Source organism: Hymenobacter sp. R533113 (genome assembly GCF_056835965.1).
Map to the genome: position 1 here is coordinate 15,050 of NZ_JAKWBD010000016.1, position 25,839 is coordinate 40,888.

A 25,839-nucleotide genomic window follows, 5' to 3' on the forward strand; every position below is an offset into this window, starting at 1 on the left:
CAGCAGTAGGTAGTGAGGGCGAGTGGATGAAAAAATAGGCGAGAGAAATCCCTTCCTAAGTTTCATGTTGTAAATATATATGAATCGTCACATACAGAACAAGTTTTTTATAAATATTTTGCCATAATAAGTAACACAACCATGATTAAGCCCATTTGGGCGCAGCAAATGCACTTTTTATAGAAAAAGTTATTTGTAAGCCAGCCTCAAGTATTTATCAATCCCTATAATAAAGGCTGGTTAATACACCAGTATGGGTGCACATCGGCTTAAGCATAAGCCTACTACAAGCCCTAGTCTAGGCTTTCGACTGCCCTCTTACGCGGGGCAATAGCATAGGTACGCGCTGCTGATAGCGCGCATAGGTGTCGCCAAACCGCTGAAACAGTTTGCGCTCCTCCAAGCGGCTTCCTACCAGAATATACAGTACCGCACAAGCGACAAACACGAGCCAGGGCAGCGTGGGATTCACCATAAAAAAGCCCCCCAGCCCCACGATAATACCGGCGTAGAATGGATGCCGCACTATCCCATTAAGGCCACTGGTGTTGAGGGCTGTATCCGCTGCGGCGGCGCCATTGCGTACGTAGGCCCACCCGGCAAACTCACTCAAGCTATATCCACGCATTGCTAGTACAGCTAGTAGCAGGCCCACAGCCAGCAAGATGTAGCCACCAATGGTAAGCACGAGCGAAGCAGGCGCTACACGCGTTGCAGGCAAGCTAAACTGGTAGCGCAACACCAACAAAAATAACCATACTGACACCTGATTGTAAGCCAGCCGGTAGTAGCGAGGCGCCGCCGACCAGTGGGCGGCCACCTTATTCTTCACCCACGGTGTAGCCAGCAAACTATGTAAGGCATAATAAACTATCCAACAGAGGATTAATAAACCCATAGTAACCTTATAAGTAATCAAATGGAATGAACAGGATGGAATAAATGCCACTCACCAAAAAACCCCACGCTGGGAGCGTGGGGTTTGTTTGTTTTAAGATGGCAACTTACTGTGAAATAGAGCCATCTATTAGTGGCTTATCTGGTCCACTGGGCTCGGCTTCGCCAAATTTTTGCTCACTGGTGCGCACCGTATGATCCAGCTCGTAGGTGCCTTCGGCCTCAAAACCAGGGCCTTGCGCCTGCTCACCGGCGTTCTTATGGTCGTTGCCGCCCTGGGGCGAAGTTTCGTCGCCGCCAATGTGCAGGTTTTCGAGCTGGTCTTTCTGGTTGCTGCGCTGGGTGTAGCCGTTGGCGCCCGTATTTCGCTGGGCCGAGGGGTCATTGGCTTCTTTGCCATTACTCTCGGTTTGCTGAACCTTCTTTTGCGCCTCAAACTCTTCATTCTTGGAGACGCCCTTGCCTTCGGTAATGTCGCCGTTCTCGTTATTATCGTCGTCGCCGAAAAGTTTATCTAAAATCATTGTCGTAGGTTTTTGGGTGGAATGCTAATCTGTTCTTTGCTTACGGCGGAGACTTACTGACAGTTATACCTAATATGCTGCGCGTTGAGACGCTTACTGGACATTAAGCGCCCAGTCGTAGGTGTAGTAATCGACTGTGTAATGGGCTGGAATGGGCTGGGCGGTGCGGTACTGATTGAGGTAGGGAATAAGGGCCGGGCCGGGGGCTTTAAAGTCAGCGGCGTACCATTTGAAGATTTCCGAAACCAGCACTTTTTTAGTGCCCGCGTCTGGCCGAATGAAGGTTGGATCGGTGAGCACGCGCTTGGTCTGGGCGGCCAGTTGGGCATCGAGAGTGGGGGCAGCGAAGGCTTCGCGGCTGAGGCGGGGGCAGCCTTTGGCCGCGCACACTAAGGCAAAATGTATTCGCGGGTCGTTGTAGGGCTTGCGTAGCCTATTGGTTTCCAGCTCATTGAGCGTCATCTTTTCGCCAGCTACGGTGAAAGGCAGCTTATCAAAGAAGCCTGGCACCTTCATCACCGATGTCAGCGGCAAGCGCTCGACTACCGCCCCTATTACCACGAGGTTATAGGCGTTGAGGTAAAAGGCTTTGCGCTCGGCGGCCGAAATAGCTTTGGTGTCGAAAGTCCGCACGGTTTGCAGCAGATTGTTCAGCTCGGCGGGCTGCTTCTTTATAGCGGCGTAGTTCACGTTGCCATCAGCATTCACGTACTTCTGCAGGAAAGCCGACGTAGCGGCCGAAAAAGATGGTGCCACCGGAGCCGCCAAAATGCCCCCCAGCGGTAGCCAGAGGGTAAATAGTAAGGCCAGGAGCCGCCAGGGGCGGGCAGTCGAAAATCCAGAAGGATACATAAATGAGTAGGTTTAGGGGAAATACGGCCATTTGACCCACCGTGGATTTGCAAACCTGACTCCACTAACCAATGTTATGGTTTGCAAGTTGCGAGCTACGCTCGGGCGGGGGGCTTTTTTATACATGTATACTCAAAAGGTGGTCATGCTGAGGGATCGAAGCATCTCTACCGCTTCATTGCAATAGCATTGATTACTCACCAGTAGAGATGCTTCGATTCCTCAGCATGACAACTACTACCGCTAGCGAGATGCTTCGCTACGCTCCGCATGACGTTCTAAGTAACAGAAGCTCAACATCTACATCTAAATAGCATCCATGCACCTAGTTATCATTGGTAACGGCATTACGGGCGTGACGGCAGCCCAAACCGTGCGGCGTTTGCAGCCCGAGGCCCGCATCACGCTCGTATCGGAGGAAAGTGAGCATCACTACTCGCGCACGGCCCTGATGTACGTGTACATGGGCCATCTGCGCTACCAGGATATCAAGCCCTACGAGGACTGGTTTTGGAAAGAAAACCAGCTGGAGCTGGTGCACGCCACGGCCACTGCCCTCGACGCCGATACGCGCCAGGTTCACCTAAGCACCGGCCAGACCCTGACCTACGACAAGCTGCTGCTGGCCACGGGCTCCGTGTCGCGCCGCGCCGACTGGCCCGGCCAGGACTTGCGCGGGGTTCAAGGCCTCTACGGCCTGCCCGACCTGGAGCAGATGGAGCGCGACACGCGCGGTATCAGCCGGGGCGTGGTGGTGGGCGGCGGCCTGATTGGCGTGGAGCTGGCCGAGATGCTGCACACCCGCCGCATTGCCGCTACCGTGCTCGTCCGCGACCAGCACTATTGGGGCTCGGTTTTGCCCCCGAAGAAGCTGAACTCGTTGACCAGCAGTTCCGCCAGCACGACGTGGACGTGCGCTACCGCACCGAATTGCGCGAGATTCTGGGTGATGCCACCGGCCGCGTACGCGCCATCATCACCAGCCAGGGCGAGGAAATAGCGTGTGAGTGGGTGGGGCTGGGCATCGGCGTAACGCCTAATCTGAGCTTAACCCAAAGCTCGGCAGTAGAAACCGACCGGGGCATTCTGGTAGATGAGCTTTTGCAAACCAACCTGCCCGACGTGTACGCCGCCGGCGACTGCGCCCAGCACCGCCAGCCCGGCGCAAGCGAGGTGCCCATCGAGCAGCTCTGGTACACCGGCCGTATGCAGGGCGAAACCGTGGCCCACACCATTTGCGGCCAGCCTACCCCCTACCGGCGTGGCGTGTGGTTCAACTCGGCCAAGTTTTTCAACCTCGAATACCAAACCTATGGGCAGGTACCGGCGCGCACGCCAGATGGCGTAGAGAGTTTTTACTGGCAACACCCCACCGGCAACTGCGCCCTACGCATCAATTTTGCCCCCCAGGCCAATGATGCGGTGCTTGGGTTTAATGCGATGGGCCTGCGCCTGCGCCAAGACGTATGCGAAAACTGGATTACAGCCAAAACGCCCATTCAAACCGTACTAAAAGAGTTAAAAAAGGCCAACTTTGATCCTGAGTTTTACCACCGCCACGAAAAAGCTATTCAGCGGCAGTTCGCGGAGATGTCGGCGGTGCAGAAGTAAGTACTGAATTAAAATAACGCGTTTTTAGGTTATCGGTACTTACAAGTCCGTACTGCTCAGGTCATTTTCCATCAAACCATTCTCTGTGGATCTTTCTAAACTCTACCGTCCCAGCGCCCTCAACAGCTACCAGTTCATTGCCATTACTGGCCTGATCATGAGCATTGGTGCCCACCTGATTCTGCACTTTTTTGCCCCCCAACACCGACCAGCCGGTTTCAACTGGCTCTACGTGTGCTGGGCAGGGCTTTATATCATCGGCTCGTTGCTCAACCTCTTCGGCAAGCCCGACGAAGGCCACCACCATCACTAGTAGCGCGAAGCTTCCGCTTCGCGCACGAGCGAAGCGACTTTCTGTGCGTTGACACAAATGGTGCGGTCCTGAATACTCGCTTCGCTCGTGCGCGAAGCAGAAGCTTCGCGCTACTTTTCCTCCTTTCTATGGAAGTTACTTCCGATCATTCCTTTGCCCTTGCCCAGGCGCCTTTACCGGTCACTGATGCCACCGAAAAAGCAACGCTGGCTACCGTAGCGCTGGGGCTGCTGGCGTTGCTGGCCGCCACCTTCGACGCCGATGCGGCGCGGGCACGCCTGAGCATGTATGCGGCGCTGGCTCTTATCAGCGGCGGCACGCTGGCCTGGAGCTGGGTTAAGTTTGGGCGCGGGGAGGCGGGCGTGAAGCAAAACAACCTTTGGCTGCGCGCCAGCACCAGTCGTGGGGCCGTGGCCTGGGTGACGGGCTTGGTACTCACGGGCTTCTACGTGCTGCTGTACTGGTTTCCCTGGACGCTCGAAAACCTGATTCGTACGCTCGACCCGTTCAGCCAGGCCTTGCGCAATAGGGCTGCCGACCAGTGGTTTCTGTACGGTACTTTCTACACGCTGGCGGTGCTGCTGATGGGTGGCCGGGCCTTGTGGAAGTACCGCCACTCCCGCTATCAGCTGATTCGCACCGTGTCGGTGATGTTTTTCCAGCTGGGCTTCGCGTTTTTGCTGCCGGGCCTGCTTCTGTTTTTTCAGCAGCCCGAGTTTTACTTCTCCTACTTCTGGCCGCTTAAATACGACTACCTGTTTCCGGGCGGAGTAGCCGATCTGGCTAAAAACGGCGGTCTGGGCGTGTTTATGGTGTTCTGGGGGGCAATTATGTCGCTGGTAGCTACGCCTATTCTTACCTACTTCTTCGGCAAGCGCTGGTACTGCTCGTGGGTGTGCGGCTGCGGCGGCCTGGCCGAAACCGCCGGCGACCCTTACCGCCACCTCTCCGACAAAAGCCGTGCGGCCTGGCGCTGGGAAGTGCGCATTGTGTACTCTGTGCTGGCCCTCATCGTGCTGATTACGGTGCTGCTATGGGTGAATCAATTGTACGGCAGCTTTCTGGGTGAAATTGGTAATAGCCTCAACAAGTTTTACGGTTTTGCCATCGGGGCCGTGTTTTCGGGCGTGGTGGGCGTGGGCTTCTACCCCATTATGGGCAGCCGGGTGTGGTGTCGGTTTGGCTGCCCGATGGCAGCTTATCTGGGCTTGCTGCAAAAGCACTTCTCCCGCTTCCGCATCACCACCAACGGCGGCCAGTGCATTAGCTGCGGCAACTGCTCCAATGTCTGCGAGATGGGCATTGACGTAAAGCAGTATGCGCAGCGCGGCGAGCCCATCATCCGGGCCTCCTGCGTGGGCTGCGGCATGTGCTCCACGGCCTGCCCCCGCGGCGTACTCAACCTGGAGAATGGCCCCCGCGAGGGTCGCTACAAAGGCTCCCAACTGATTCACGCCGACTCGCTGCGGCTATTGAGCTAGGGCATGTAAAGAGTAGCGCGGAAATCCGTTCCGCGTTGAGCCGCAGGCGAGAATCCGGTACCGCACCCACGCGTGGTCTCTCGCTGTGCTCAACGCGGAACGGATTTCCGCGCTACTACTTCCCCACGTCCATACACTTTAGTATGGCACGCGGTCTTATTCAGGCTGCTAACCGCTCGTCATATACCCACCGTTGGGGCAAAATTCCCGCTTATTTTTTCGTCAAATCAGTCAACACCTGCTTTGTATTCGCCACGTGGTCGGTGGCTTTTTGCATGGAGTTGAATATGTAGCGAACTACGCCTTCCTTGTCAATGACGAACGTGACGCGGCCGGGCAGAATACCCAGCATGGCGCGGGGCACCTCGTAGAGCTTGCGCACCCGGCCGCCCTCGTCAGCCAGCAAGGGAAAAGGCAAACGGTGCTTCTGGGTGAATTTCTGGTGGGAAGCCTCACTGTCGGAGCTGACGCCGATTACTTCGGCACCCAGTTCCTGAAAGTCTTCGTACTGGTCGCGGAAGGAGCAGGCCTGCGTGGTGCAGCCGGGCGTATCGTCTTTGGGATAAAAATACAGCACGATGGCGCGCTGGCCGTGCTGGTCGGCGAGACGGAAGGTGGCGCCAGTGGTGGTGCGTAGGGTAAAGTCGGGGGCTTGGTCGCCAATCTGGAGCATGCGGTTCGGATGTAAGTGCGCGGGAAAGATAGCCCCAAAAAGATTCGGCATCTTTGTGCAACTCGCCTCCTGTGTATGTCCGATTTGCCCCCCACTCCCATCATCGACGTTATTATTCCCGCCTACAACGAGGTGCACTCTATTTCGCACGTCATTCTGGAAATCCCGAAGGGCTTGGTGCGCGAAATACTAGTGGTCGATAATAACTCCACCGATGACACGGGCCTGATAGCCCGCGCTTCCGGCGCCACGGTGCTGCACGAGCGCCGGGCCGGCTACGGCTACGCCTGCCTGCGCGGCATGGCTCACTGCTTTGCTCGCCCCGCCGAGGAGCAGCCCGACATCATCGTGTTCCTCGATGGCGACTACTCCGACTATCCCAAGGATATGCCTCAGGTGCTGGCTCCCATTCTAAGCGGCGAGGCCGACATGGTGATTGGCTCCCGGGCTTTAGGCAAGCGCGAGAAAGGCTCAATGCTGCCCCAGCAGATCTTCGGCAATTGGCTGGCTACCAGCCTGCTGCACTCCTTCTACGGCGCCCGATTTACCGATTTGGGGCCTTTTCGGGCAATTCGCGCTTCGGCCTTGAAGCGACTGAATATGCAGGACAAAACCTACGGCTGGACGGTGGAGATGCAGCTGAAAGCCGCCAAGCTCAAGCTGCGCACCACCGAAGTACCGGTGCGCTACCGCCGGCGGATTGGCAAATCGAAGGTGTCGGGGACGGTGGCGGGCACGGTGGGCGCTGGCTACAAGATTCTGTGGACGATTTTTAAGTATTTGTAAGCAAAAAGCCCCCAACGGTTGGCCTCAACCCCTAGCCCCTTCTCCTGGGGGAGAAGGGGGACTAGCTATTAGCTTTTCTAGACTGCTAGCTCATTTCTAGTCTACTAAAATATTAGAGCTAGTCCCCTTCTTTAAAGGACTTCGCGCATCAAGCGAACCGGGGCTATGGGTTGAGGCCAACCGTTGGGGGGCTTTTTATAGTATTTCACTTTATGCCTCTTTTACTGCATCCATGAAAGAGCTGGAAATTATTCTTCTGGTTCTTTATGGGTTGTGTCTAACGTTTATCCTGGGCTTTAGCCTGAGTCAGCTGCAACTTACGTTGCTGGCCCGGCGCGCCTACCGCCGCCCGGTGTTGCCGGCCCCGGCTGCTCCAGCTGAGTGGCCTTTAGTGACGGTGCAGCTCCCAGTTTACAACGAGCTGTATGTTATCGAGCGGGTCATCGATGCCGCCGCCGCTCTGGCCTATCCGCGCGATAAACTACACATACAGGTGCTCGACGACTCGACCGACGAAACCGTTGCCTTAGCCGCTGCCCGCATAGCCTGCCACCGGGCACGCGGCCTCTGTATCGACCATATAATACGTTCTGACCGTGAGGGGTTTAAAGCTGGTGCCTTAAAGCACGCCTTAAAACACACGAATGCGGAGCTGATTGCCATTTTCGATGCCGATTTCGTTCCCGAGCCCGACTTCCTGCTGCGTACGATCCCCTATTTTTCCGATGCGACAGTAGGTGTGGTCCAAACGCGTTGGGCTCATCTTAATGAAGAATATTCCTTACTGACGGAGCTCCAGGCCTTTGCCCTGAACGCGCACTTTTACGTGGAGCAAGTGGGGCGGCGGGCTGGGGGGCATTTTATAAATTTCAATGGTACGGGGGGTGTGGCGGCGGCGCTGCATCGAAGAGTCGGGGGGCTGGCACAGCGATACGCTCACCGAAGACCTGGACCTGAGCTACCGGGCCCAGCTGCGCAATTGGCAGTTTGTATATCTGCCCCAGGTAAAGGCTCCGGCTGAACTACCAGCCGCTATGGACGCGCTGAAGTCGCAGCAGTTTCGCTGGACCAAAGGCGGAGCCGAAACCGCCCGCAAGCATCTGGGCAGCGTATTGAAGTCTTCCTTACCGTGGGCTACCAAGCTGCACGCCACCTTTCATCTGCTCAACAGCACCGTCTTTCTCGCTATCCTGCTTCTGTCTGTGATAAGCGTGCCGCTGGTATTTGTGCGGCAGCAATTACCAGAGTTGGAGCCCGTATTCCAGTTGGCCAGCGTGTTTTTACTCACGCTATTGCCTTTGGTGTTCTATTATTATTCGGCTTGGCGCTACGATAATCCAACGGCGAGCTGGGGGGCTTTTTTACGTAAGTTCCTGTTATTCCTGGCCGTATCGATGGGCCTGGCTTTGCACAACTCACGGGCGGTGCTGCTGGGGCTGGCAGGTAAGCGCTCAGCCTTTATCCGCACACCCAAGCTGGGGCTTATTCGGCGGCAGGGCACCTGGCAGGATCGCCGCTACCGGACCGGGCGCTTCGATGGCCTCACGGTGCTGGAAGGGCTGCTCACGCTCTATTTCCTGTTTGGCATTGGGGCTGGCTTGTACATCGGCGACTATGGCCTGCTGCCTTTCCACCTGCTTTTGGCGGTCGGCTACGGCCTGGTTTTTTATTACTCCGCCCGGCACTCCGGACGCTTTACTTAATGAAGAATTAAGAGTGAGGAATGAAGAATTGCTATCGTGCTAATTCTTCATTCTTCATTCTTCATTCCTCATTCTTAATTCCTCATTCCAATAATGCCCCGCCTCTCCCGCCTTCAGCTCATGGCCCTGTTGCTCAGTGCAGCGGCGTACGCGGGGGTAGCCTACGCTACGCCCCGCACTTATTTCGGGCAGCTAATCGGGTTGATGGCCGTGGCATTCGCTAGCTATATCTGGCTAATGCGCAGCCGGGTGCCGCTGCGAGTAGCCCTAGCCGCCGGACTGCTGTTTCGTCTGCTCTGGCTGCCGGCTACTCCTGCCCTCTCCGACGACTACCACCGCTTCCGCTGGGATGGCCTGTTGGTGGCCGGGGGGCAAAATCCTTACCTGCACCACCCCGATGAGCTGCTGACGCCCACCGCCCAGCCCTGGCCTGAGCTGGTCAGTAATGCGCGGCTGCAACAACGACTCACCGACCTGTATCCCAGGCTCAACTCCCCTCATTATTACTCGGTGTATCCACCGGTTTGTCAGGCAGTGTTTGGGATGGCAGCTTGGCTATTTCCCGAAAGTGAACGGGGCTTTATTGTCCTATTGCGGGCAGTGCTATTAGCCGCGGAGTTGGCAACGATGCTGCTGTTAATGAGCTTGTTGCGCACTTTCGGCCAGCCCAAGCACCGAGCCTTATGGTACGTGCTCAATCCGCTGGTTATCGTGGAGCTGACGGGCAACCTTCATTTTGAAGCCCTGCTCATCTGCGGGCTGCTGGCGGCCTGGTGGGCGCTGGTGCGGGGGCGCTGGGCGTGGTCGGCGGGAACGCTGGGGCTCGCCGTAGCCACCAAGCTGCTGCCGCTGCTCGTGCTGCCTTTTCTCATTCGGCGCCTGGGCTGGGGGCTTTTCTGCGCTACGCCGGGGTGCTGAGCCTGGTGGTGGTGGGCTTATTTGCGCCTTTTATGTCACTGGACTTGTTCAGCAAATTTTGGCGCAGCCTCGACCTGTATTTTCACACTTTCGAGTTCAATGCCAGCCTCTACTACTTGCTACGGACGGTGGGCTACTGGTTGGTAGGCTACAATCTGATTGCCGCTATCGGTACGGGCTTGGCCCTGACGGCCGGCCTGCTGCTGCTGCTGTTAGCCTGGCGTGAGCGACGCCCTACTATGGCCACGCTGGGCCAAACGCTATTGCTGGCTCTTACGCTGTACTATCTGCTGGCTACAACGGTACATCCCTGGTATCTGACGCCGCTAATTGCCCTCGCTTGCTTCACGCCCTACCGCTATAGCATCGTCTGGTCGGGAGTGGTTTTGCTTTCTTACGCCGCCTATCGGACCTCTGTTTACTCCGAAAATCTGCTGTTGGTGAGCCTGGAGTATAGCTTGGTCACAGCTGTCCTTCTATGGGAAGTAGCCTTTTCAAGGCCGGTACCTGTGCTCGCAGATAAAGGTTGGGGCCAAGGCAATTGATTCCTGTTTACTATGCTGTATGTCAACCATTTGTGCAACAATTATATAAATATATTTATATTAAAATTCGATTTAGAATGTTGTTAAGTTTGGGTTAATAAAAGCGTATGAATTTTTATTACTACGGTAAACACGTAGTTTTAATCCAGCAAAGTCAGCCTTTGACTAGTATTAATACGTATTCTATGATCCTTATCAGGAAAAGCCTTCCTGGAGTAATCTGTTAATGCTTGGTTTAGAAGTACTACGAGATACGCCCTCCATTTGCATTGCCCACGACCATTGCAACCAATGGCTTTACGTGGACTGGAAAGGCAAGCAGAATGAGTCGTCCATTCGAGCGGGATGCCAACAGCTGGTGGAGTGCCTATGGCGCACCAAATGTCAGAAAATGCTGAACGACAACTCCAATATGGAGGGACCCTGGCAAGAGGCTTCGCGGTGGCTGGATGAAGCGTTTTTTCAGACCCTCGCAGATGCCGGCCTGCATTATCTGGCTTGGGTATACTCGCCCAATTATCTCAGCCGGAGTGCCATTGATGATGTACTGTCTTTCGTGAGCAAGCCGATGGTTGTCAGCTTCGAAGATGTAGCCTCAGCCTACACTTGGCTCAGTAAAAGCGTACGACCTCACAAAGCTAACCATTTGGTTTAAAAGAAATTAACTTGGTATTGCTCAAGCTTTCCAATAAGCATAGCGCCGTACCGATTTGAGGCGTAGCTGGCGTCCGTCCCAGGTAGTTTGGCGCAACAGAACGTTGGGATACTTCTTAGCAAACCAATACACGTTCTGCTTCTTGTCGGTCAGCGCGACCGTTACCCGCCACGCGGGCTCAGGGGTGTCGGCAGTCAGGGCATCCTCTACCTTCACTTGCGCATTGTAGTAGTTAGGCCGAGTGGCCTTGCTGGTTTGCTGCAACTCCGTAACAACTACCCCAAAGGCGGGCTTGCGGGTAAAGCGAAGGCTGCGTAGGGTATAAGGCAACGCATCCTCGAAAAGCGCGTCGCGCCGGAGCTGCCGCTCCCCACTTCCCTGCCCGTCCCAGTAAGAATTATACGTTTGAAGATAGTGCAGACCTTCGTCGGTGATGGCTTTGAACGTGTTGCCGCACCACTCCTGGGAGGAGGTGGTCATCTTGTGCAGAGCCACGGGCTCGTCGCGCCGAAAAAACAGAGATGTGAGGTAGTGGTAAGGATACTGGTCGGTTTCGATGCGGCAAAACTGATTCACCTTCATCACCGGAAACAGGTCGGGCCTCTGTAGGGTATCAGCTTTCACGTTGAACTGCGGCGTAAACTCCTCCTTCACAGTAATTAAGGTGTACTCGAAGCGGCGTACTTTATCGTACACCACCCGTTCGGCCTCATAGGTTGCCACTTCGGCCAGTCCGTCCTCCCACCACTTGGCCATTGCCCATTGCTGATTGAAATAAGGCGCCAGTTTGAGCAAGGCAGCATTATCATCCCGCACTACCTGGCTTTTGGTCCTTAATGCTGCTTCCTCATCGGCAGAGGAACAGGCGGTAAGACCATTGCCTAAGGCCACGCAGCCCAACCCAATAACAAAACGACAAACAGGATGCATACGAACTAGCTTAAACACGAAGAATGATGCTAGTACGGCGAAACGCAACAGTAGGGGCTTATCTGGCTTGATTTTCTGCCGCACGCCACACGGCCAGATCGTCGGCCGTATCCACATCGTGCAAAGTAGGCAGACGAGCAACGCGCAGGCCCAGGCGGGCAGTGTCGGCCAGGGTATCGGGCAGCACGGAGGCGGTGCTCCAGGTTTTGTTTTGGAATAACTCTTGATGCAAAGCCTTCATTCCTAGCAGGTAATAACCGCCATCGGCCGCCGGGCCAACCACTACATCGTGGGTAGCGAGCAGGGCAAAAGCCTGGCTTAAGAGCGCAGTAGTGAGGTCAGGACAATCGGTTCCGATGATTGTAGCGGCGGCGGCACCGGCTGAGAAAGCCTGCATAAATGCCAGCTGCATTTTGCCCCCCAGGTCGCCCTGCGGCTGCGGTTGCCAGGTGTATTCGGGCCATTCAGCAGCTACGGTTTCAGGCGTTAAGGGCAAACCGGCAGGCTGGGTCAGCCACACTGTTTTTTGCCCCCCAAAGCCGGCGGCGGCGGCGCGGGTACGGGCCAGCAACTCGCGGTATACAGCTAAAGCCGCTTCGTCGCCGATACTATGCGCCAGCCGGGTTTTTACCTGCCCCAGCTCCGGTAAGCGGGCAAAGATGAGCAGATGCTGTTGATAAACACTGTTGGCCACGCCGTACGGTTTTCGTTATTGATACACCTGCTCGCCCTGACGCAGCCACGCGCTCCACAGCGCCGAATACGGATGAATCTGGCGCGTAGGCCCGGCAGCATTGTATACGGGTCGTCCTTCGTTCACCCACTGAAAAATACCCCCGTATAAGTTGCGTACGTCGCGGAAGCCCAGGGCCTTAAGTCGCTCCCCTACCCGCTCACTACGGTAGCCGACCGAGCAGTAGACCACCACGGTTTGCTCGCGCGATAGTCCCGCGAAATCGTTTTTCTCGAACGAGTCAAAATCTACAAACCGAGCCCCTGTTAAGTGGCTGACCCGGTATTCAGCGGGAGTCCGGGTATCGAGCAGCAATACCTTTTTGGGCTTGGCCCGCAGCATATCGGCTAGCGTGGCGGCCTGAATGGTAGGCACCGTTTCGCGGTACAGCGTCTTAAGCATCTGCCGGTACACCGGGCTCACCGTTTCGGGCACGGACGTATCCTGCCCACAGGCTGGTAGCACTATTAGCCCCAGAAGCATCACTACTAGGCGCCAGCTATTCGTCATTTTAGGTTTTATCAACTAATTGATTACAAACAACTAAGCCGTAGCACCGCCGCAGCTGGAGCCAGCCCCGGCCGTGCAGCCGTAGCAGTGCTGATTAATAACGATAGCCCGGTCCTGCAAAGCGGCCGCATCGAAGGAACGGATGTGCTGGGGGGCATTTTGAGCTACATTCAAATCGAGCTGCTGGTTGAAGTCGCAGTCGTACAGCTGCCCGTCCCAACCAATAGAAAGCGTACTGCGGCACATCACATTGGCCGCAGCTACGGGGTTGTAGGCCGCCACCAGCTTTTGCATATACCTTTCGTAGTTGCCGCTTTCCAGCAGATACTCCATAAACCGGCTTATCGGCAAGTTGGTAATGGCCAATAAGTTATTGAATACCACCTCATGCTCGCGCAGCAAGCGTTGCTTAAACTCGCGCTCCAGCCCGATCTGACTACCTGGCAAAAAGGCCCCCGACGGATTATACACCAAATCGAGCAGCAAACCGGAGCCTTCCACGCCGTAGCCTACCGCGTTCAGCATATGCAGGGCCCGGATAGAGCGCCCAAACACACCTTCGCCCCGTTGGGCATCGGTGCGGGCCGCCGAGAAATGCGGCAGCGACGACACCACCCGCACGCCGTGCCGGGCAAAGAACTCGGGCAAGTCGTGGTACTTTGGATTGGCTACAATGATAGTCAGGTTGCAGCGCACAATAGTCTGACGGCCCAGGGCCGAAATCTGCTCCACGAACCAACGAAAGTCAGGATTCATTTCCGGCGCGCCGCCCGTTAAGTCAACCACGGGAATGGTCGTCTGGGCCAGCGCATCGAGGCAGAGCTGCATGGTAGCGCGCGTCATTATCTCGGTGCGGTCGGGGCCGGCATCTACGTGGCAATGGCGGCAGGTCTGATTGCACATTTTCCCCACGTTCACCTGCATCACGGCCAGCTCGGTGGGGCGCAGCGGCAGCAGGCCCGATTCGCGCAGCTTGTGGGCGAAGGCAGGCAGCCGGGCACCCGCCGCTTCCGCCTCACTCAGCACCGTAAGCTGGTAGCTGGTATCAGCCAGGGCGTGGTGTTGGGCGTGCAGTGATTTCATAGGCTGAAGGGTTAAGAGTTAAACGGTTAACTGACTGGATGGCTAAATATGTGGTCGTCTAACGATTAACCATGTAGCCATCCAGCCACTTAACCATTCAATTACATAGACAGTTCTTTGGCTTTGTTCATCATCTGCACACTGTGTACCAGCGCCGCGCCGCCCTTGATGGCTACGGCTACGTGTACGGCTTCCATCATCTGCGCTTCGTCGGCACCTTTCTGGAGTGAATCCGCGGTGTACGCGTCAATGCAGTAAGGGCACTGTACGGCGTGGGCCACGGCGAGGGCAATAAGGGCCTTTTCACGCTCAGACAGGGCACCGTCTTTAAAAACTTCGCCGTAGTAATCGAAGAACTTCCGGCCCATTTCAGGCTGCCAATCCGAAACATTACCAAATTTGGCCAGGTCGGCGGGGTTGTAATACGTTGATTTTTCCATGATTGTGAGGGGAAGAGGCTTGAAAGAATGAGAAACAATATGCTGCCAGACGCCACCCAGGCATATGCTAAAAACCGTCTGTCATGCTGAGCTTGTCGAAGCATCTCTCCCGCTTTGTTGGAATTACCAACCAGTAGAGATGCTTCGACAAGCTCAGCATGACAAACGGCTTATTTACAAAAGCTTAAATATTACCAACTACTGTCAGAGTTGATAAGGTGGGACTAATGCTGCCACCTGCTGGCTCTATCGTCATGGCAAACGCCTGGGCGCTGGCAATATCTTTCATCTGCTGCAAGCTGTTGCCGGCCGTAGTCGCGGCGGCCAGTACTCCCGCATCCACGGGCTTGCCGTTGTCAAGGGCCCACAACTGATACTGCTTACCAGCAGGAGGCGCGGGCAATTTGCGTACATCAAGGTACACCGCCTTGGTTTTAGGGTTATACAGCACTCGGGCGCTGGCCGAAGGGGTAGCAGCCGTACCAGCCAGCGCTACCGTCCGGAAATCGTCGCTGCGTAGTATCTCCAGCTCCTGCTGCCGCACCGCCAACGTTCGCTCCGACGCCTGCATAACGGAGGCCACTCGGTTCTGCTCGGTGCGGGCAATAGCCAAATCGGAGGCCGCATCGCGCCAGCGAGTATACAGCACAAAGTTGGCCAGGCCGCTGGCCAGCAACAGCGCCACGGAGGCGGCCAGCATCCAGCGGAAAGCGGGTCCGGAGGCGTTGTTGGCCGTTTCGGTCTCCAGGGGAGTCATCTGGCGAACCACCGGCTCGGCAGGAGCAGCGGGTGCAGCGGTAAAGCTGGTCTGGGGGGCTTTTTGGGCTTCCGACCGGATAGCGGCCTGCCAGCCTGACAGCACCCGCTCACGCATGGCGGCGGGGGGCGTTTCGGCGTGTGCCTGGGCATACAAGCCGAGTGCCTGCTGCACCTGATTCAGCTCCTGCGCGATTTCGGGGTGCGCTGCGGCCTGTGCCTCGACAGCAGCACGCTCTGCCTCGCTCAGCTCGCCCAGGGCGTACTGTTCGAGGATTCCTGATTCGATATATTCCTGACTGTCCACGATTACCGAATCAATTTTGCGAGTACTTTGATAGCCGCGCGGGCACGGGTCTTTACCGTCCCGAGCGGCAGGTTGAGTTCGTCTGCCACTTCACTTTGTGTAAATCCGCCGAAGTATAGCAGGTCAATAACTTGCTTCTGCTCAGGGTTGAGCTTCATCGTTATTTCCTGTAGGCCGATATGCTCGGGCTGAAACCCGGTAGGGGCCGCCTGACGCACCGCGGCGCTGTCCTCCAGCGGCTGTGTACGACTACCTACGCGGTACTGTCGGGACCGGATTTTATCAATAGCTAAATTCCGGCATATATTGACCACCCACGTAAACAAACGCCCCTTAGAAGCATCGTAGGAGGTAAAAGAGTGCCATATCTTAACTAAACTTTCCTGCAGGACGTCTTCTGCTATTTCTTCTTTTTTAACAATTCGGAGAATGACCCCATACAGGGCCGCCGAATATTTATCGTAAAAGACAGTCATAGCCGCCTCGTCGCGGTCACGCAGTCGCTGCACCAGCAATTCCTCGGGTACAGGTATTAACGATTCTGGGTGGTTGACAGACACTGGAAACTGGCTGAAGGATATGGGGCTTGCTTAAAACTGGGCCGACCGCCGAACGAATGTAAAGCATAAAGCTTGTATTTCGCTAGCTCGGAGGAAGCTGGGCAGTTGAAACAACCCGGTGTGCTTGTCTGCACTGCCGAGTATTCGTGGATATACCATAAAACCACATTTTTGTTCCCGCTTTTACCAACTCCCCGTCGGCTGCGTACCCTAGTGAACCTTACCGACCTTCTCCCGTGCTTTCCTTATGGCTATCGAATCTTTTAATCCGTACACGGGCCGCGTCGTGCGGCGTTTCCGGGCATTCTCCTGGGCTAAAACGGAACGCATTCTGGCGCAGGCAGCCCGCGAGGCGCTTACCTGGCGCACTACCAGCTTTGCGCACCGCGCCGAGCGTATGCACCGCGCCGCTACCCTACTCCGCGAGCGCCAAGACGAGCTGGCCCGCCTGATGGCCATAGAAATGGGCAAGCCCGTAACTGACGGCCGCGCCGAAGTCGAAAAATGCGCCCTCACCTGCGACTACTACGCCGACCACGCCGAGGAATTTATGCGCGATGAGCTGGTAAAAACGCCGGCCCAGCGCAGCTTTATTTCCCATGAGCCCCTGGGCGTCGTGCTGGCCGTGATGCCCTGGAACTTCCCCTTCTGGCAGGTGGTGCGCTTCGCCGCGCCGGCCCTGATGGCGGGCAATGTGGGGTTGCTCAAACACGCCTCCAACGTGCCCCAGTGCGCGCTGGCGCTGGAGGCAATTTTCCATGACGCGGGCTTCCCTCCCGCCACCTTTCGGGCGCTGCTGATTGGAAGCGACTTGGTAGAAAAGCTCATCGCGGATGATCGGCTAAAGGCGGTTACGCTGACGGGCAGCGAGCTGGCCGGCTCGAAGGTGGCCGCGGCCGCTGGCGCTCACATCAAAAAGACCGTGCTGGAGTTGGGCGGCTCCGACGCCTTTATCGTGCTGGCTGATGCCGATCTGGAGCTGGCCGCCAAAACCGCTGCCCAGGCCCGGATGATCAACGCGGGCCAGAGCTGCATCGCGGCCAAGCGGTTTATCGTAGAAAAGCCCGTCATCAAGGAGTTTATCAACCAGCTAAAAACGCATCTGTTGGCTTTCCGCACCGGCGACCCGCTGGATGAAGCAACCCAGTACGGCCCCCTGGCCCGCCCCGACCTGGCCGACGAGCTGACGAAGCAAGTGGAAGAATCGGTACGCCAGGGGGCGAAAGTGGAGCTGTATGGGGGGCAATCTGAAGCGGGCAGTGCCTTGTTTCGGCCGATGATTCTTTCCCGCGTGAAGCCCGGCCAGCGAGCCTACCACGAGGAGCTGTTCGGACCCGTAGCGCTCATCCTCGAAGCCCGCGACGCTGATGATGCCATCCGCTTAGCCAACGATTCCCCGTTCGGCTTAGGTGGTGCCATCTGGACCCGCGATGTGAAGCGGGGCGAAGCGCTGGCCCGCCGCGTGGAGGCGGGGGCCGTTTTTGTGAATTCGATGGTAAAATCTTCGCCCGAGATGCCCTTTGGCGGCGTCAAGAAATCGGGCTACGGGCGCGAGCTGTCGCACCTGGGTATTCGGGAGTTTGTCAACCAGAAAAGTATCTGGATTAGCGGCGAAGCGCCAGGGGGTGAGAAGAAAACTGAGTAGTTATCCTATTTAGACCGTCATGCTGAGCAACACGAAGCATCTCGCGTGTTTATTAACATTGAAGCTGCTCTAGGAAGTCGGGAGAATGTCATGCTGAGCCTATCGAAGCATCTCTACCTCTTCGTTAGAGTAGTTCAACGAAACAGTAGAGATACTTCGGCAGGCTCAGCATGACGTCCCAGGTTACTTTGGAGAACTTCCTAAACAGCTTCATTACTAATCAGCTATCAGCACACAAGATGCTTCCTGTCGGGACGCCAGATCAGCATGACAGGCGACAAAACACGCGAGATGTTTCGTGCCCCAGCATGACGTTCTATTGATTGGCAGGTCTAGCCCTACGCTGCCTGCGGCATAAACTGGCGTAAGCGCATAAGCATGGCCTGAACTTCCGTTTCGGTAAAAAGCGTATCACACTCCAATAGTTGCCCCTGGCAATAGGAAACAAAGAAAGGGGCCACTTTTTCCTGCATCATTTTCTTCGCGACGGGATTTTCGTCGGAGTTCAGGCGCAGAAACAGGATGGCCTCAAAGGGAGCTTGATCAGCGAAACGGGCGAAGGGCAGGGCCAGCTGCTCGCAGGTATCACAGTTGGGCGAGGTAAACTTGGCAAATACCTTCAGCTTCTCATGAATGAGGCGGCGCAAGCCCTCATCATTGGTATCTACCACACTCAAACGGTCAGGCTCTATCATATACGCAACAAAACGAATAAACTAACGCCGCTGTCAGAAGACAACAGTTTGCCCGCAGACAAAAAAATCGCCCCGGAAATTCCCATTCGGGGCGGCTTTTCTGCTACATTACTATATTTCAATTACTTAAACTGCCTTCAGCATCATGGCCCGGATGTACTTCACCGGGGCGCTGCCGTAGCTCAGAAACTGCTCGTTGAAGGATTTGAGGTCAAATTTGCCCCCCAGCTCCTTCTTCAGCTCTTCGCGCAGCGCATAGATGGCGGTGTAGCCGCTGAAGTAGCTGCTGAGCTGCACCTGCGAGAGCGTGGCCCGGCGCCACTTGTTGGTCGTCTCGTTTTCCTCCTGGAAGCCGTCGCGCTGGAGCAGCTTCAGGGCCGCTTCGCGGGAAATATTGCCCACATGTACCTCGTGGTCGAGAATGGTGTTGAGGGTTACGCGCATATTCCATTTGTCCCACATCAGCCAGATTTCATCGCTGTTCTGACCGTAGCCGCTTTCCAGCATCATGCGCTCGGCATACACGGCCCAGCCTTCCACCATTGCCCCGTTGCCGAAAATGGCTTTCACCAGCGAGGGCGAGCGGTTAGCGTATACGAGCTGCGTATAATGGCCCGGAATAGCTTCGTGGATATTCAGAATCTGGAGGGTGTAGTCGTTGTACTCGCGGAGGTAGCTTTCGGCCTGGGCGGGCGTGAGGTTATCCAGCGGCTCTACATTGTAGTAGGTGTTAGCGGCCTTGTCGTAGGGGCCGGGGGCCGAGATGCTGGCTCCCGCGCCACTTCCCCGCATGTAGACCGGCGTTTCGCGCACCACCAGCGGCTTGCTGGGGTCCTGGGTGAGCAGCTTTTTGTCGTTGACAAACTGCACCAGCACCGGAATCTGCGCTTTCACGGCCTCCACAAATCCAGCCTGCGTCGCGTGCCTCTCCGATAACCGACTGATAACCCGCTGAATCATGGCTACCGAGTCGGTGGGCATGGGCTGGCCAGCGAAATACTTGGGCCAGAGGCGGGCGGCGCGGCGGCCCATATCCCGCAGCAGGGTTGCGCGGTTGTCCTGGGCTTTCCGGTACACCTCATCGGCGGAGTAGGCCGACTGAATATCCAGGGCAAACTTGCGGTCGAACAACTCTTTACCCAGGCGGAAGCTGCGAAATTTGCCCCCCGCCAGCACTTCGCCTTTCAAAAACTTCAGGTAATTCTCAATTACCAGGCGCGTGGTGGCAATGCGGTCTTGTAGCTCTTTCTTCTCGCGGGCATCCAGGCCGGAGCGGTTGATGGAGTCCTGCAAGGCTGGCCCAAACACCTGCAAGCCGCCTTCATTCTGCAAAATGGCCAACTCGGTATGCTCGCGGGTAGGTTGCTTGATGTTAGACTCGGCCGCGTCGTAGTAGTCCGAAGCATGGTCAATCTTAAAGGAAATGGCCCGCAGCCGGCGATCCAGCGGGTGGTAGCGGCCGTTCAGGATTTCGGCCACCGATGCGCCCAGGTTATAGCTGGATGGATCCCAGGACCAACTGCGCAAGGTATCGACATAGAAGCGCGACTTATCCAGATGGTTGAGCAGCAGCTGATAATCAGTCTGATTATTCACTGACAAGTCATTGACCGCGAAACCCGTCAGGCGCTTCCGCTCACGGGCCTGGGCTGCGGCCTCCACCTCCCGGCGTGCCGCCGTCGGGATGACGAGCAGCGAATCGTAGCGGTGGTAGCCGCTGTTGGAAGCCCGGCCGGGATTGTAGTACCACAGCGAGTCGATAAACTGGCTCTTGAAGCGGTCGAAGCGCGCGTCCGGCGCATCGGCGGGGTTAGTGGCAGCGGCGGTGTCGGGGCTGCCGCAGCTGCTGAGCAGCGAGGCAGCTACTAAAGTACTGGCAGCCAGCAGATTTTTCAGGGTAGTGGTTGTGGGCATAGAGTGGGTGGTTAGGCAAGCAAGGTAGCGGTCAGGGGCGGGGAATACTAGGGCTCAGCAATTGGCCTCCTGATCGTTCAACGAGGGCCTCACCCCCTAGCCCCCTCTGTGAAATTAGCCCCCCAGCAGCCTTCCCAGGCCCTCGACTTAGCTTATCGGCGCCAAAAAGTCTCCCGCGCCACCCTTAATACGTTTGAAAACGCCCGCCGCCAGCTGTTCCTCGACCTCGATCCGCAGCAGGATGAGGCCGATATTATCGAGCCGCTGCGGCGCTTCCTGCACGCGGTGGGGTTCCATAACTTCCTGAACGCACGACCTGATCATTCCCACCGCCACAGCGGAGCAGCAGGCGCCCGTCGTGGCGCTGGTGGAGCAGGTGTTGGCCGCCAAAGCCGCCGACCCCGCCGCCGATACCCAGCCGCTGGGGCAGCAGATCGATGCGCTGGTAGCCGCCCTGTACGGCCTCACGCCGGAAGAAGTCGCCCTGCTGGCTGTTTGAGGCGCGGGCGGGGACCTCACCCCCCGGCCCCCTCTCCTCCGGGAGAGGGGAGCCTGACGTTAATTACTGACTGTTGGCACTTAAATTGACTTTCTACTGCCTTACTATTGACCTTTTGTTTCCCTAAATAAAAATCCGCGCTGCCGTGGCTCCCCCTCTCCCAGAGGAGAAGGGCCGGGGGTGAGGTCCCGCATGAACGACGCCCCCACCAACCAGCCCGACTACCCCTACCGGATGTACACGACGGATGCGAAGCGCTGGACCAAGAGCCTGAAGGAATACGCCCGCGCCAACCGACGGCAGCCCACGCCGGCCGAGGATCATCTGCGGCAGGCGTTGCGGGGGGCACAATTGGGCGGGCGCTTTCGGCGACAGCACGCCATCAGTCACTTTATCGTTGATTTCGTGTGCCTTGCCGCTTGGCTTATCGTGGAAGTGGATGGTGAAATTCATGCGGAGGCTGGGCAAGCGGAATATGATGCAGGTCGGACGCATGAGTTACAGGAGTATGGCTTTCTGGTGCTTCGCTTTTCCAACGAAGAAGTATTGCATGACACCGTCCAGGTGTTAGGGAGTGTCACAAAGCATTTGCGGCTGCTTATGCCGTGGTAGCCCCCGGTAGTGGCTGGGAGCCACGTTTCTTCTCGTTGCGGAGGCTTCTTTGTATTGTTGTAGCTCCAAAAAAGCCCCCCAGCCATGCGTCTTCCCGCCTCCCTCCTGTTTTCTGGTTTGCTACTGGCCCTGGCGCCGCTGGCCTGCTCCCAGCAAACACCCGAAACCATCGGCACCTATATCCCAACGGGTCCGGCCGCCATTCCGGTGCAGTCGGCCGCGCCAGCCGTGCTCGAAACCTTCGAGGCGGGCAGCAAAGGAGCATATGCTGAGGCCGATGAGGTGCTTCTCTCCGGCTCGTGGCACTTCACCGACGGCCTGATTGGCAGCGCGGAGCAGGACCACAAAAACGGCACCCGCGCCGCCCGCTTGCGGGGCCGGGGCCGCCTACGCATGAACTTCGATGCGCCGGCTGGTACCCAGTCGGTGCGCATCAGTAGTGCCGCCTACGGCTCCGACGCGCCCAGCACATGGGAGCTGTGGACAAGTCAAGACGGGGGCCGCCAATACCAGCGTGTCGGCCAGGCCGTGCGCACCAGCGGCCCGCGCCTGACCATCAGCACGTTTGCGGTGAGTCCGGGGGGCAAATTGCGGCTGGAAATCCGCAAGACAGACGCGGGCAGCACCCGCCTCAACCTCGATGATATTGCCCTGCTCACTGCTTCTGGTGCTGCGCCGGTCCCGGCCCCGGCTTCCGTGCCCGCACCCGCGCCCAGCACGCCCGCCCGCACCGCAGTTGTGGTCAGCCGCGACGATAATATGGCCCTCGGCAACCCCAGCGGCGCCACCAGCAGCCTGAGTACGCCCAACAATTACCTGCTCAGCAAGCCCCAGTACGCCATGAGCTACAACGCCGGCCGGGGCATTCCGAACTGGGTAAGCTGGCACCTGAACCGCGCCTGGATGGGCAGCGCACCCCGCCAGGACGATTTCCGCCCCGACCCGGCGCTGCCCACTGGCTTCTACCGGGTAACCACCAATAGCTACGCCGGTTCGGGCTTCGACCGCGGGCACAACTGCCCTTCCGCCGACCGCACCACCGACTTAGACGATAACTCGGCCACCTTCCTCATGACCAATATGATACCCCAGGCCGCTAACAACAACCAACGCACCTGGTCGGGGCTGGAAGAGTACGGCCGACGGTTGGTAGATACCGGTAATGAGGTGTACATTATCATGGGCAACTACGGCAAGGGCGGCACTGGTCTCAACGGCCGCGCTACCACTATTGATCAGGGCCGCATCACGGTGCCGGCACGGGTATGGAAAGTGCTGGTTATCCTGCCCGAAGGCACCAACGACCTCCAGCGCATTGCCGCCGGCCAGGCCCGCATACTGGCCGTTGATACGCCCAACGACCAAAGCGTCAGCCCCGACTGGAGCCGTTACCGCGTATCCGTAGACGCCATCGAAGAAGTGACCGGCCTGGATTTGCTGAGTAAATTGCCCCCCAACGTGCAGGAAGCTCTGGAAGCGCGAACAGACACGGGCCCGACGCGGTAGAATAAGCAAGAACGCCATGCGCAGAATACTCCGCATGACGGACGTTTGGGCTACATTCCTGGCGATTTCACTTACGGAGCCGGGGCTTCGGCTAATACCAGCTCCGCGTAGATGGGGAAGTGGTCGGAGCCTACGACGGATAGCCGCACCAGCTTGGCTAGCCGGAATTGCTTCGTCACAAAAATATGATCCAGGGGCCAGCGCATGACAAGCGACGTGGCCCGAAATAGAGCTGTACAGGCCGCGCCCCAGGCGCACGTTGCGCAATTCACCGTCTGCCTCAAACATGCGGCTGGTGAAGGACCAGGATACGTCGTTGAAGTCGCCGAACACAATGGCGGGACCCGGCTGCCGCTTCACCATTTTTCCTACCTGTAGCAGCGTTACTTCTTTATAGCTTCCGTCTTTGTTAAGGTATTTGAGCGGTACCGGCGGCGGCGGATGCACGCCGTGCAAGGCCACGATACGGCCATCAGGCAGGCGCACCCTCGTATGAATCGATGGTACGCCGGGGTGCTCCAGGTAGTGCACCCGCGTGTTTTCCAGGGGCAGGCGCGAGTACAGGATCAGGCCATAGGTGTTGGCGCGCGGCAGCTCCACGCGGTACGGGTAGAGTGCCCGCAGGGGCCGCAGCGCCTCGATCCACCACGCGTCGGTTTCCATAGCCAGCAGCACATCCGGCCGGGTGGCTTGCACCAGCTCCCGCAATGGCTCGGCTTTACGGTTTTCCATGAGCACATTGACTATAAGCAAGCGTAGCCGGCTGGTGCTGCTATTCGTTTCCGTAGGGCGGGCATCAGGCACCGTTTTTTCGCCCAGCACGGTGTAAGGCAGAATAAAATAGGCTTGCAGCGTCACTCCTACGCCGGTTCCCAACACGAGCAGCCAGTGTGCTACCCGGTACTGCTTCCCGCCCAGCACCAATAGCCCCACTACTACCAGCGTGTGCACTATTAGTAGCTGTAAGCGGGGAAACTTCAGCACCTTGAGCCACCACGCCGCTGGCTCCGGAATTATCGAAAGCAAGGTCAGCAGCAGCGCCAGTGTACCCACGGCCGCGAGTAAGTAGCGGAGTAGGGTAGTCAGTTTCTGCATAAAGGGGCGAGTATGGCAAAGCTACGTTCAGCTTATACGTCACCCGCCGGGATTGCGCCCAAAGCAGGCAAACCAAGCAGGCGGTTAGGCTTTCGCGTGCAATAGTATCTTCACCGAAGCGAGCGAGATACTTTGTCCGGCAAGCTGCTCTGCTTAGGTATTCCATTGAGCGTATCAGTGGCGTTTCTGCCTCCTGCAACGGCACCGAATTGCCCCCCAGCAACGGTTCAGCTCAGCAACTTATACGCAACTTCCTCGTATTTTTGCCCCGGACAAGCCGTTTACGGTTGGTCCGCGCTACCCTTTTCTATCCCGCCCATCATGCGCCCTGCTGGCGCATTGTGGGCTTTTTATTTGCCTTTTCGCAGGATTTCAGGTGCTATTGTTTCGATTATGATGCTTACCCAAACATCTTCCCCAACGACTACTTCACTGCGCGTGCATCGGGGGGCCGTCAGTGCGATTTTCTTTTTGCAGGGATTATGCTTTGCCAGTTGGGCCTCGCGCATACCTACCATTCAACAACAGATGGGCTTCTCCGATACCCAGCTAGGACTAGTGCTGCTGGCGCTACCGGTAGGGTTGATGCTGTCCTTACCGCTGTCGGGCTGGCTGGTGGCCAGGCAGGGCAGCCGCCGGGTGGCGTTGGTGGGCGCTTTGCTGTATGCTTTCACCTTGCTCACGCTGGGGTTTGCGGCCAGTCTGTTTCAGTTGGTCGGCTGCTTGGTGTTCTTCGGTCTGGCGGCCAACATGCTCAACATTGCCATTAATACCCAGGCAGTGGGTGTGGAAGCGCTTTACAAGCGTTCTATTATGGCCTCATTTCATGGGGTTTGGAGCTTGGCTGGCTTTGTGGGTGCCGCCCTAGGCACCACTATGATTGGCTACGGCATTGATCCACTGCCCCACTTTGCTTTAATCACGAGTCTTATCGTAGCGGGCGTGCTGGTAGCGGGCCGCTATGTACTGCCCTCCGACAGCAACAGCCAGCCCACTGACCAGCCCATTTTCGTTTTGCCAGATAAGTCGTTGCTTCTCTTGGGTGTCATCGCCTTTTGCTGCATGATCTGCGAAGGCGCCATGTTCGACTGGAGCGGCGTTTATTTTCGCAAAGTAGTATTAGCCGAGAAAGCCTGGGTAGGGGCGGGCTACACAGCCTTCATGAGCACCATGGCGGCGGGGCGCTTTGGGGCCGACCGTTTCACGAGTCATTTTGGCCGTGCCCGCACCCTGCAGCTCAGCGGCTTGCTCACAGCTTCAGGACTTTTACTGGCAGTGCTACTACCCCAGCTCTGGCCGTCGATACTAGGCTTTCTGCTGGTCGGATTTGGTGTGTCGTCGGTGGTGCCACTGGTATACGGGGCGGCCGGGCGTTCCACGGTGATGTCGCCGGGCGTGGCACTGGCGGCGGTGTCTACGGTGGGGTTTCTGGGGTTTCTGATAGGCCCGCCGCTTATTGGGCTGGTTGCGGGCGCTACCAGTCTGCGTATTTCCTTTTCAATTATTGCCGTGATGGGGCTGAGCATCACGCTTCTGGCCGGCCGAGCCAAGCTGTAACGGGGCGGCTTTGGATGTAGCGCGAAGCTTCCGCTTCGC

Annotated in this window: 29 protein-coding genes and 2 pseudogenes; 15 read left to right on the forward strand and 16 right to left on the reverse strand. The window is 57.2% G+C overall.

Annotation, left to right across the window (positions count from 1 at the left end; all coding sequences use genetic code 11):
- Positions 1–298 precede the first annotated feature (298 nt).
- The 3 genes from MKZ35_RS21845 to MKZ35_RS21855 all read right to left on the reverse strand — a co-directional run bounded on the left by MKZ35_RS21845 (position 299) and on the right by MKZ35_RS21855 (position 2,273).
- Positions 299–898: a methyltransferase family protein gene (locus MKZ35_RS21845; RefSeq protein WP_482515337.1), complete on the reverse strand. Its 600-nt coding sequence runs from the start codon at positions 896–898 to the stop codon at positions 299–301.
- 106 nt (positions 899–1,004) lie between these two features.
- Positions 1,005–1,421 (reverse strand): hypothetical protein, encoded by a 417-nt coding sequence (locus MKZ35_RS21850; protein ID WP_482515338.1) that lies wholly within the window; start codon positions 1,419–1,421, stop codon positions 1,005–1,007.
- Between the two features lie 93 nt (positions 1,422–1,514).
- Positions 1,515–2,273 (reverse strand): DUF547 domain-containing protein, encoded by a 759-nt coding sequence (locus MKZ35_RS21855; protein WP_482515339.1) that lies wholly within the window; start codon positions 2,271–2,273, stop codon positions 1,515–1,517.
- Between the two features lie 319 nt (positions 2,274–2,592).
- On the opposite strand from MKZ35_RS21855, the pseudogene MKZ35_RS21860 reads away from it, so the two are divergent.
- From MKZ35_RS21860 to MKZ35_RS21875, 4 genes and pseudogenes are all read left to right on the forward strand, one after another.
- Positions 2,593–3,069, forward strand: a pseudogene (locus MKZ35_RS21860) (FAD-dependent oxidoreductase); the annotation flags it as partial.
- Between the two features lie 47 nt (positions 3,070–3,116).
- On the forward strand, positions 3,117–3,884 hold the full coding sequence (locus MKZ35_RS21865) for an FAD-dependent oxidoreductase (protein WP_482515340.1): 768 nt from the start codon (positions 3,117–3,119) through the stop codon (positions 3,882–3,884).
- Between the two features lie 85 nt (positions 3,885–3,969).
- Positions 3,970–4,197, forward strand: a complete 228-nt coding sequence (locus MKZ35_RS21870; RefSeq protein WP_482515341.1) for a hypothetical protein — start codon at positions 3,970–3,972, stop codon at positions 4,195–4,197.
- Between the two features lie 128 nt (positions 4,198–4,325).
- Positions 4,326–5,678: a 4Fe-4S binding protein gene (locus MKZ35_RS21875; protein WP_482515342.1), complete on the forward strand. Its 1,353-nt coding sequence runs from the start codon at positions 4,326–4,328 to the stop codon at positions 5,676–5,678.
- A 211-nt stretch (positions 5,679–5,889) separates the two neighbouring features.
- Here the strand turns inward: MKZ35_RS21875 and MKZ35_RS21880 are convergent, their stop codons facing one another.
- The gene (locus MKZ35_RS21880) at positions 5,890–6,351 is read right to left on the reverse strand and encodes a peroxiredoxin (protein ID WP_482515343.1); all 462 of its coding nucleotides are present in this window, start codon (positions 6,349–6,351) and stop codon (positions 5,890–5,892) included.
- Positions 6,352–6,426: 75 nt separating this feature from the next.
- Between MKZ35_RS21880 and MKZ35_RS21885 the strand changes: the two genes are divergently transcribed.
- From MKZ35_RS21885 to MKZ35_RS21910, 6 genes are all read left to right on the forward strand, one after another.
- A complete protein-coding gene (locus MKZ35_RS21885) occupies positions 6,427–7,137 on the forward strand; it encodes a glycosyltransferase family 2 protein (protein ID WP_482515344.1) in 711 nt (236 codons plus the stop codon).
- Positions 7,138–7,369: 232 nt separating this feature from the next.
- The gene (locus tag MKZ35_RS21890; RefSeq protein WP_482515345.1) at positions 7,370–8,158 is read left to right on the forward strand and encodes a glycosyltransferase; all 789 of its coding nucleotides are present in this window, start codon (positions 7,370–7,372) and stop codon (positions 8,156–8,158) included.
- Positions 8,040–8,840, forward strand: a complete 801-nt coding sequence (locus MKZ35_RS21895; protein WP_482515621.1) for a glycosyltransferase family 2 protein — start codon at positions 8,040–8,042, stop codon at positions 8,838–8,840. Before MKZ35_RS21890 ends, MKZ35_RS21895 begins: the two co-directional genes overlap by 119 nt.
- A 93-nt stretch (positions 8,841–8,933) precedes the next feature.
- A complete protein-coding gene (locus tag MKZ35_RS21900) occupies positions 8,934–9,758 on the forward strand; it encodes an MptA/MptB family glycosyltransferase (RefSeq protein ID WP_482515346.1) in 825 nt (274 codons plus the stop codon).
- 32 nt (positions 9,759–9,790) lie between these two features.
- Complete coding sequence (locus tag MKZ35_RS21905) at positions 9,791–10,303, forward strand: hypothetical protein (protein ID WP_482515347.1); 513 nt, start codon at positions 9,791–9,793, stop codon at positions 10,301–10,303.
- Between the two features lie 226 nt (positions 10,304–10,529).
- Positions 10,530–10,958: a hypothetical protein gene (locus tag MKZ35_RS21910; RefSeq protein ID WP_482515348.1), complete on the forward strand. Its 429-nt coding sequence runs from the start codon at positions 10,530–10,532 to the stop codon at positions 10,956–10,958.
- Between the two features lie 21 nt (positions 10,959–10,979).
- Here MKZ35_RS21910 and MKZ35_RS21915 read toward each other — a convergent pair whose 3' ends face one another.
- From MKZ35_RS21915 to MKZ35_RS21945, 7 genes are all read right to left on the reverse strand, one after another.
- Positions 10,980–11,888, reverse strand: coding sequence for a hypothetical protein (locus MKZ35_RS21915; RefSeq protein ID WP_482515349.1), 909 nt, complete (start codon positions 11,886–11,888; stop codon positions 10,980–10,982).
- 58 nt (positions 11,889–11,946) lie between these two features.
- Entirely contained in the window at positions 11,947–12,582 is a 636-nt protein-coding gene (locus MKZ35_RS21920) for a TIGR04282 family arsenosugar biosynthesis glycosyltransferase (RefSeq protein ID WP_482515350.1), read from the reverse strand.
- A 15-nt stretch (positions 12,583–12,597) separates the two neighbouring features.
- Positions 12,598–13,131 (reverse strand): rhodanese-like domain-containing protein, encoded by a 534-nt coding sequence (locus MKZ35_RS21925; protein WP_482515351.1) that lies wholly within the window; start codon positions 13,129–13,131, stop codon positions 12,598–12,600.
- A gap of 33 nt (positions 13,132–13,164) precedes the next feature.
- Positions 13,165–14,214: an arsenosugar biosynthesis radical SAM (seleno)protein ArsS gene (gene arsS / locus MKZ35_RS21930; RefSeq protein ID WP_482515352.1), complete on the reverse strand. Its 1,050-nt coding sequence runs from the start codon at positions 14,212–14,214 to the stop codon at positions 13,165–13,167.
- Between the two features lie 101 nt (positions 14,215–14,315).
- Complete coding sequence (locus MKZ35_RS21935; protein WP_482515353.1) at positions 14,316–14,654, reverse strand: arsenosugar biosynthesis-associated peroxidase-like protein; 339 nt, start codon at positions 14,652–14,654, stop codon at positions 14,316–14,318.
- Between the two features lie 184 nt (positions 14,655–14,838).
- A complete protein-coding gene (locus MKZ35_RS21940) occupies positions 14,839–15,717 on the reverse strand; it encodes an anti-sigma factor (RefSeq protein ID WP_482515354.1) in 879 nt (292 codons plus the stop codon).
- 2 nt (positions 15,718–15,719) lie between these two features.
- Positions 15,720–16,277: an RNA polymerase sigma factor gene (locus MKZ35_RS21945; RefSeq protein ID WP_482515355.1), complete on the reverse strand. Its 558-nt coding sequence runs from the start codon at positions 16,275–16,277 to the stop codon at positions 15,720–15,722.
- Positions 16,278–16,524: 247 nt separating this feature from the next.
- Here MKZ35_RS21945 and MKZ35_RS21950 point away from each other — a divergent pair, with 247 nt between their 5' ends.
- Positions 16,525–17,922: an NAD-dependent succinate-semialdehyde dehydrogenase gene (locus MKZ35_RS21950; RefSeq protein ID WP_482515356.1), complete on the forward strand. Its 1,398-nt coding sequence runs from the start codon at positions 16,525–16,527 to the stop codon at positions 17,920–17,922.
- Between the two features lie 338 nt (positions 17,923–18,260).
- Here MKZ35_RS21950 and MKZ35_RS21955 read toward each other — a convergent pair whose 3' ends face one another.
- The 3 genes from MKZ35_RS21955 to MKZ35_RS21965 all read right to left on the reverse strand — a co-directional run bounded on the left by MKZ35_RS21955 (position 18,261) and on the right by MKZ35_RS21965 (position 20,828).
- Complete coding sequence (locus MKZ35_RS21955; protein WP_482515357.1) at positions 18,261–18,617, reverse strand: thioredoxin family protein; 357 nt, start codon at positions 18,615–18,617, stop codon at positions 18,261–18,263.
- A 126-nt stretch (positions 18,618–18,743) separates the two neighbouring features.
- Entirely contained in the window at positions 18,744–20,531 is a 1,788-nt protein-coding gene (locus MKZ35_RS21960) for a DUF885 domain-containing protein (RefSeq protein WP_482515358.1), read from the reverse strand.
- Positions 20,532–20,678: 147 nt separating this feature from the next.
- Entirely contained in the window at positions 20,679–20,828 is a 150-nt protein-coding gene (locus tag MKZ35_RS21965; RefSeq protein WP_482515359.1) for a hypothetical protein, read from the reverse strand.
- Between the two features lie 61 nt (positions 20,829–20,889).
- On the opposite strand from MKZ35_RS21965, the gene MKZ35_RS21970 reads away from it, so the two are divergent.
- The 3 genes from MKZ35_RS21970 to MKZ35_RS21980 all read left to right on the forward strand — a co-directional run bounded on the left by MKZ35_RS21970 (position 20,890) and on the right by MKZ35_RS21980 (position 23,148).
- On the forward strand, positions 20,890–21,030 hold the full coding sequence (locus MKZ35_RS21970; protein WP_482515360.1) for a hypothetical protein: 141 nt from the start codon (positions 20,890–20,892) through the stop codon (positions 21,028–21,030).
- 192 nt (positions 21,031–21,222) lie between these two features.
- Positions 21,223–21,642 carry an endonuclease domain-containing protein gene (locus MKZ35_RS21975; protein WP_482515361.1) on the forward strand — a complete coding sequence of 140 codons (420 nt, stop codon included), beginning with the start codon at positions 21,223–21,225 and terminating at the stop codon, positions 21,640–21,642.
- Positions 21,643–21,726: 84 nt separating this feature from the next.
- Entirely contained in the window at positions 21,727–23,148 is a 1,422-nt protein-coding gene (locus tag MKZ35_RS21980) for a DNA/RNA non-specific endonuclease (RefSeq protein ID WP_482515362.1), read from the forward strand.
- A gap of 71 nt (positions 23,149–23,219) precedes the next feature.
- Here the strand turns inward: MKZ35_RS21980 and MKZ35_RS21985 are convergent, their stop codons facing one another.
- Together MKZ35_RS21985 and MKZ35_RS21990 are read right to left on the reverse strand one after the other, a co-directional pair.
- The gene (locus tag MKZ35_RS21985) at positions 23,220–23,354 is read right to left on the reverse strand and encodes a hypothetical protein (protein ID WP_482515630.1); all 135 of its coding nucleotides are present in this window, start codon (positions 23,352–23,354) and stop codon (positions 23,220–23,222) included.
- A gap of 100 nt (positions 23,355–23,454) precedes the next feature.
- A pseudogene (locus tag MKZ35_RS21990) lies at positions 23,455–24,243 on the reverse strand (endonuclease/exonuclease/phosphatase family protein); the annotation flags it as partial.
- A gap of 321 nt (positions 24,244–24,564) precedes the next feature.
- Between MKZ35_RS21990 and MKZ35_RS21995 the strand changes: the two are divergent.
- Positions 24,565–25,800 carry an MFS transporter gene (locus tag MKZ35_RS21995; protein ID WP_482515363.1) on the forward strand — a complete coding sequence of 412 codons (1,236 nt, stop codon included), beginning with the start codon at positions 24,565–24,567 and terminating at the stop codon, positions 25,798–25,800.
- Positions 25,801–25,839: the final 39 nt, after the last annotated feature.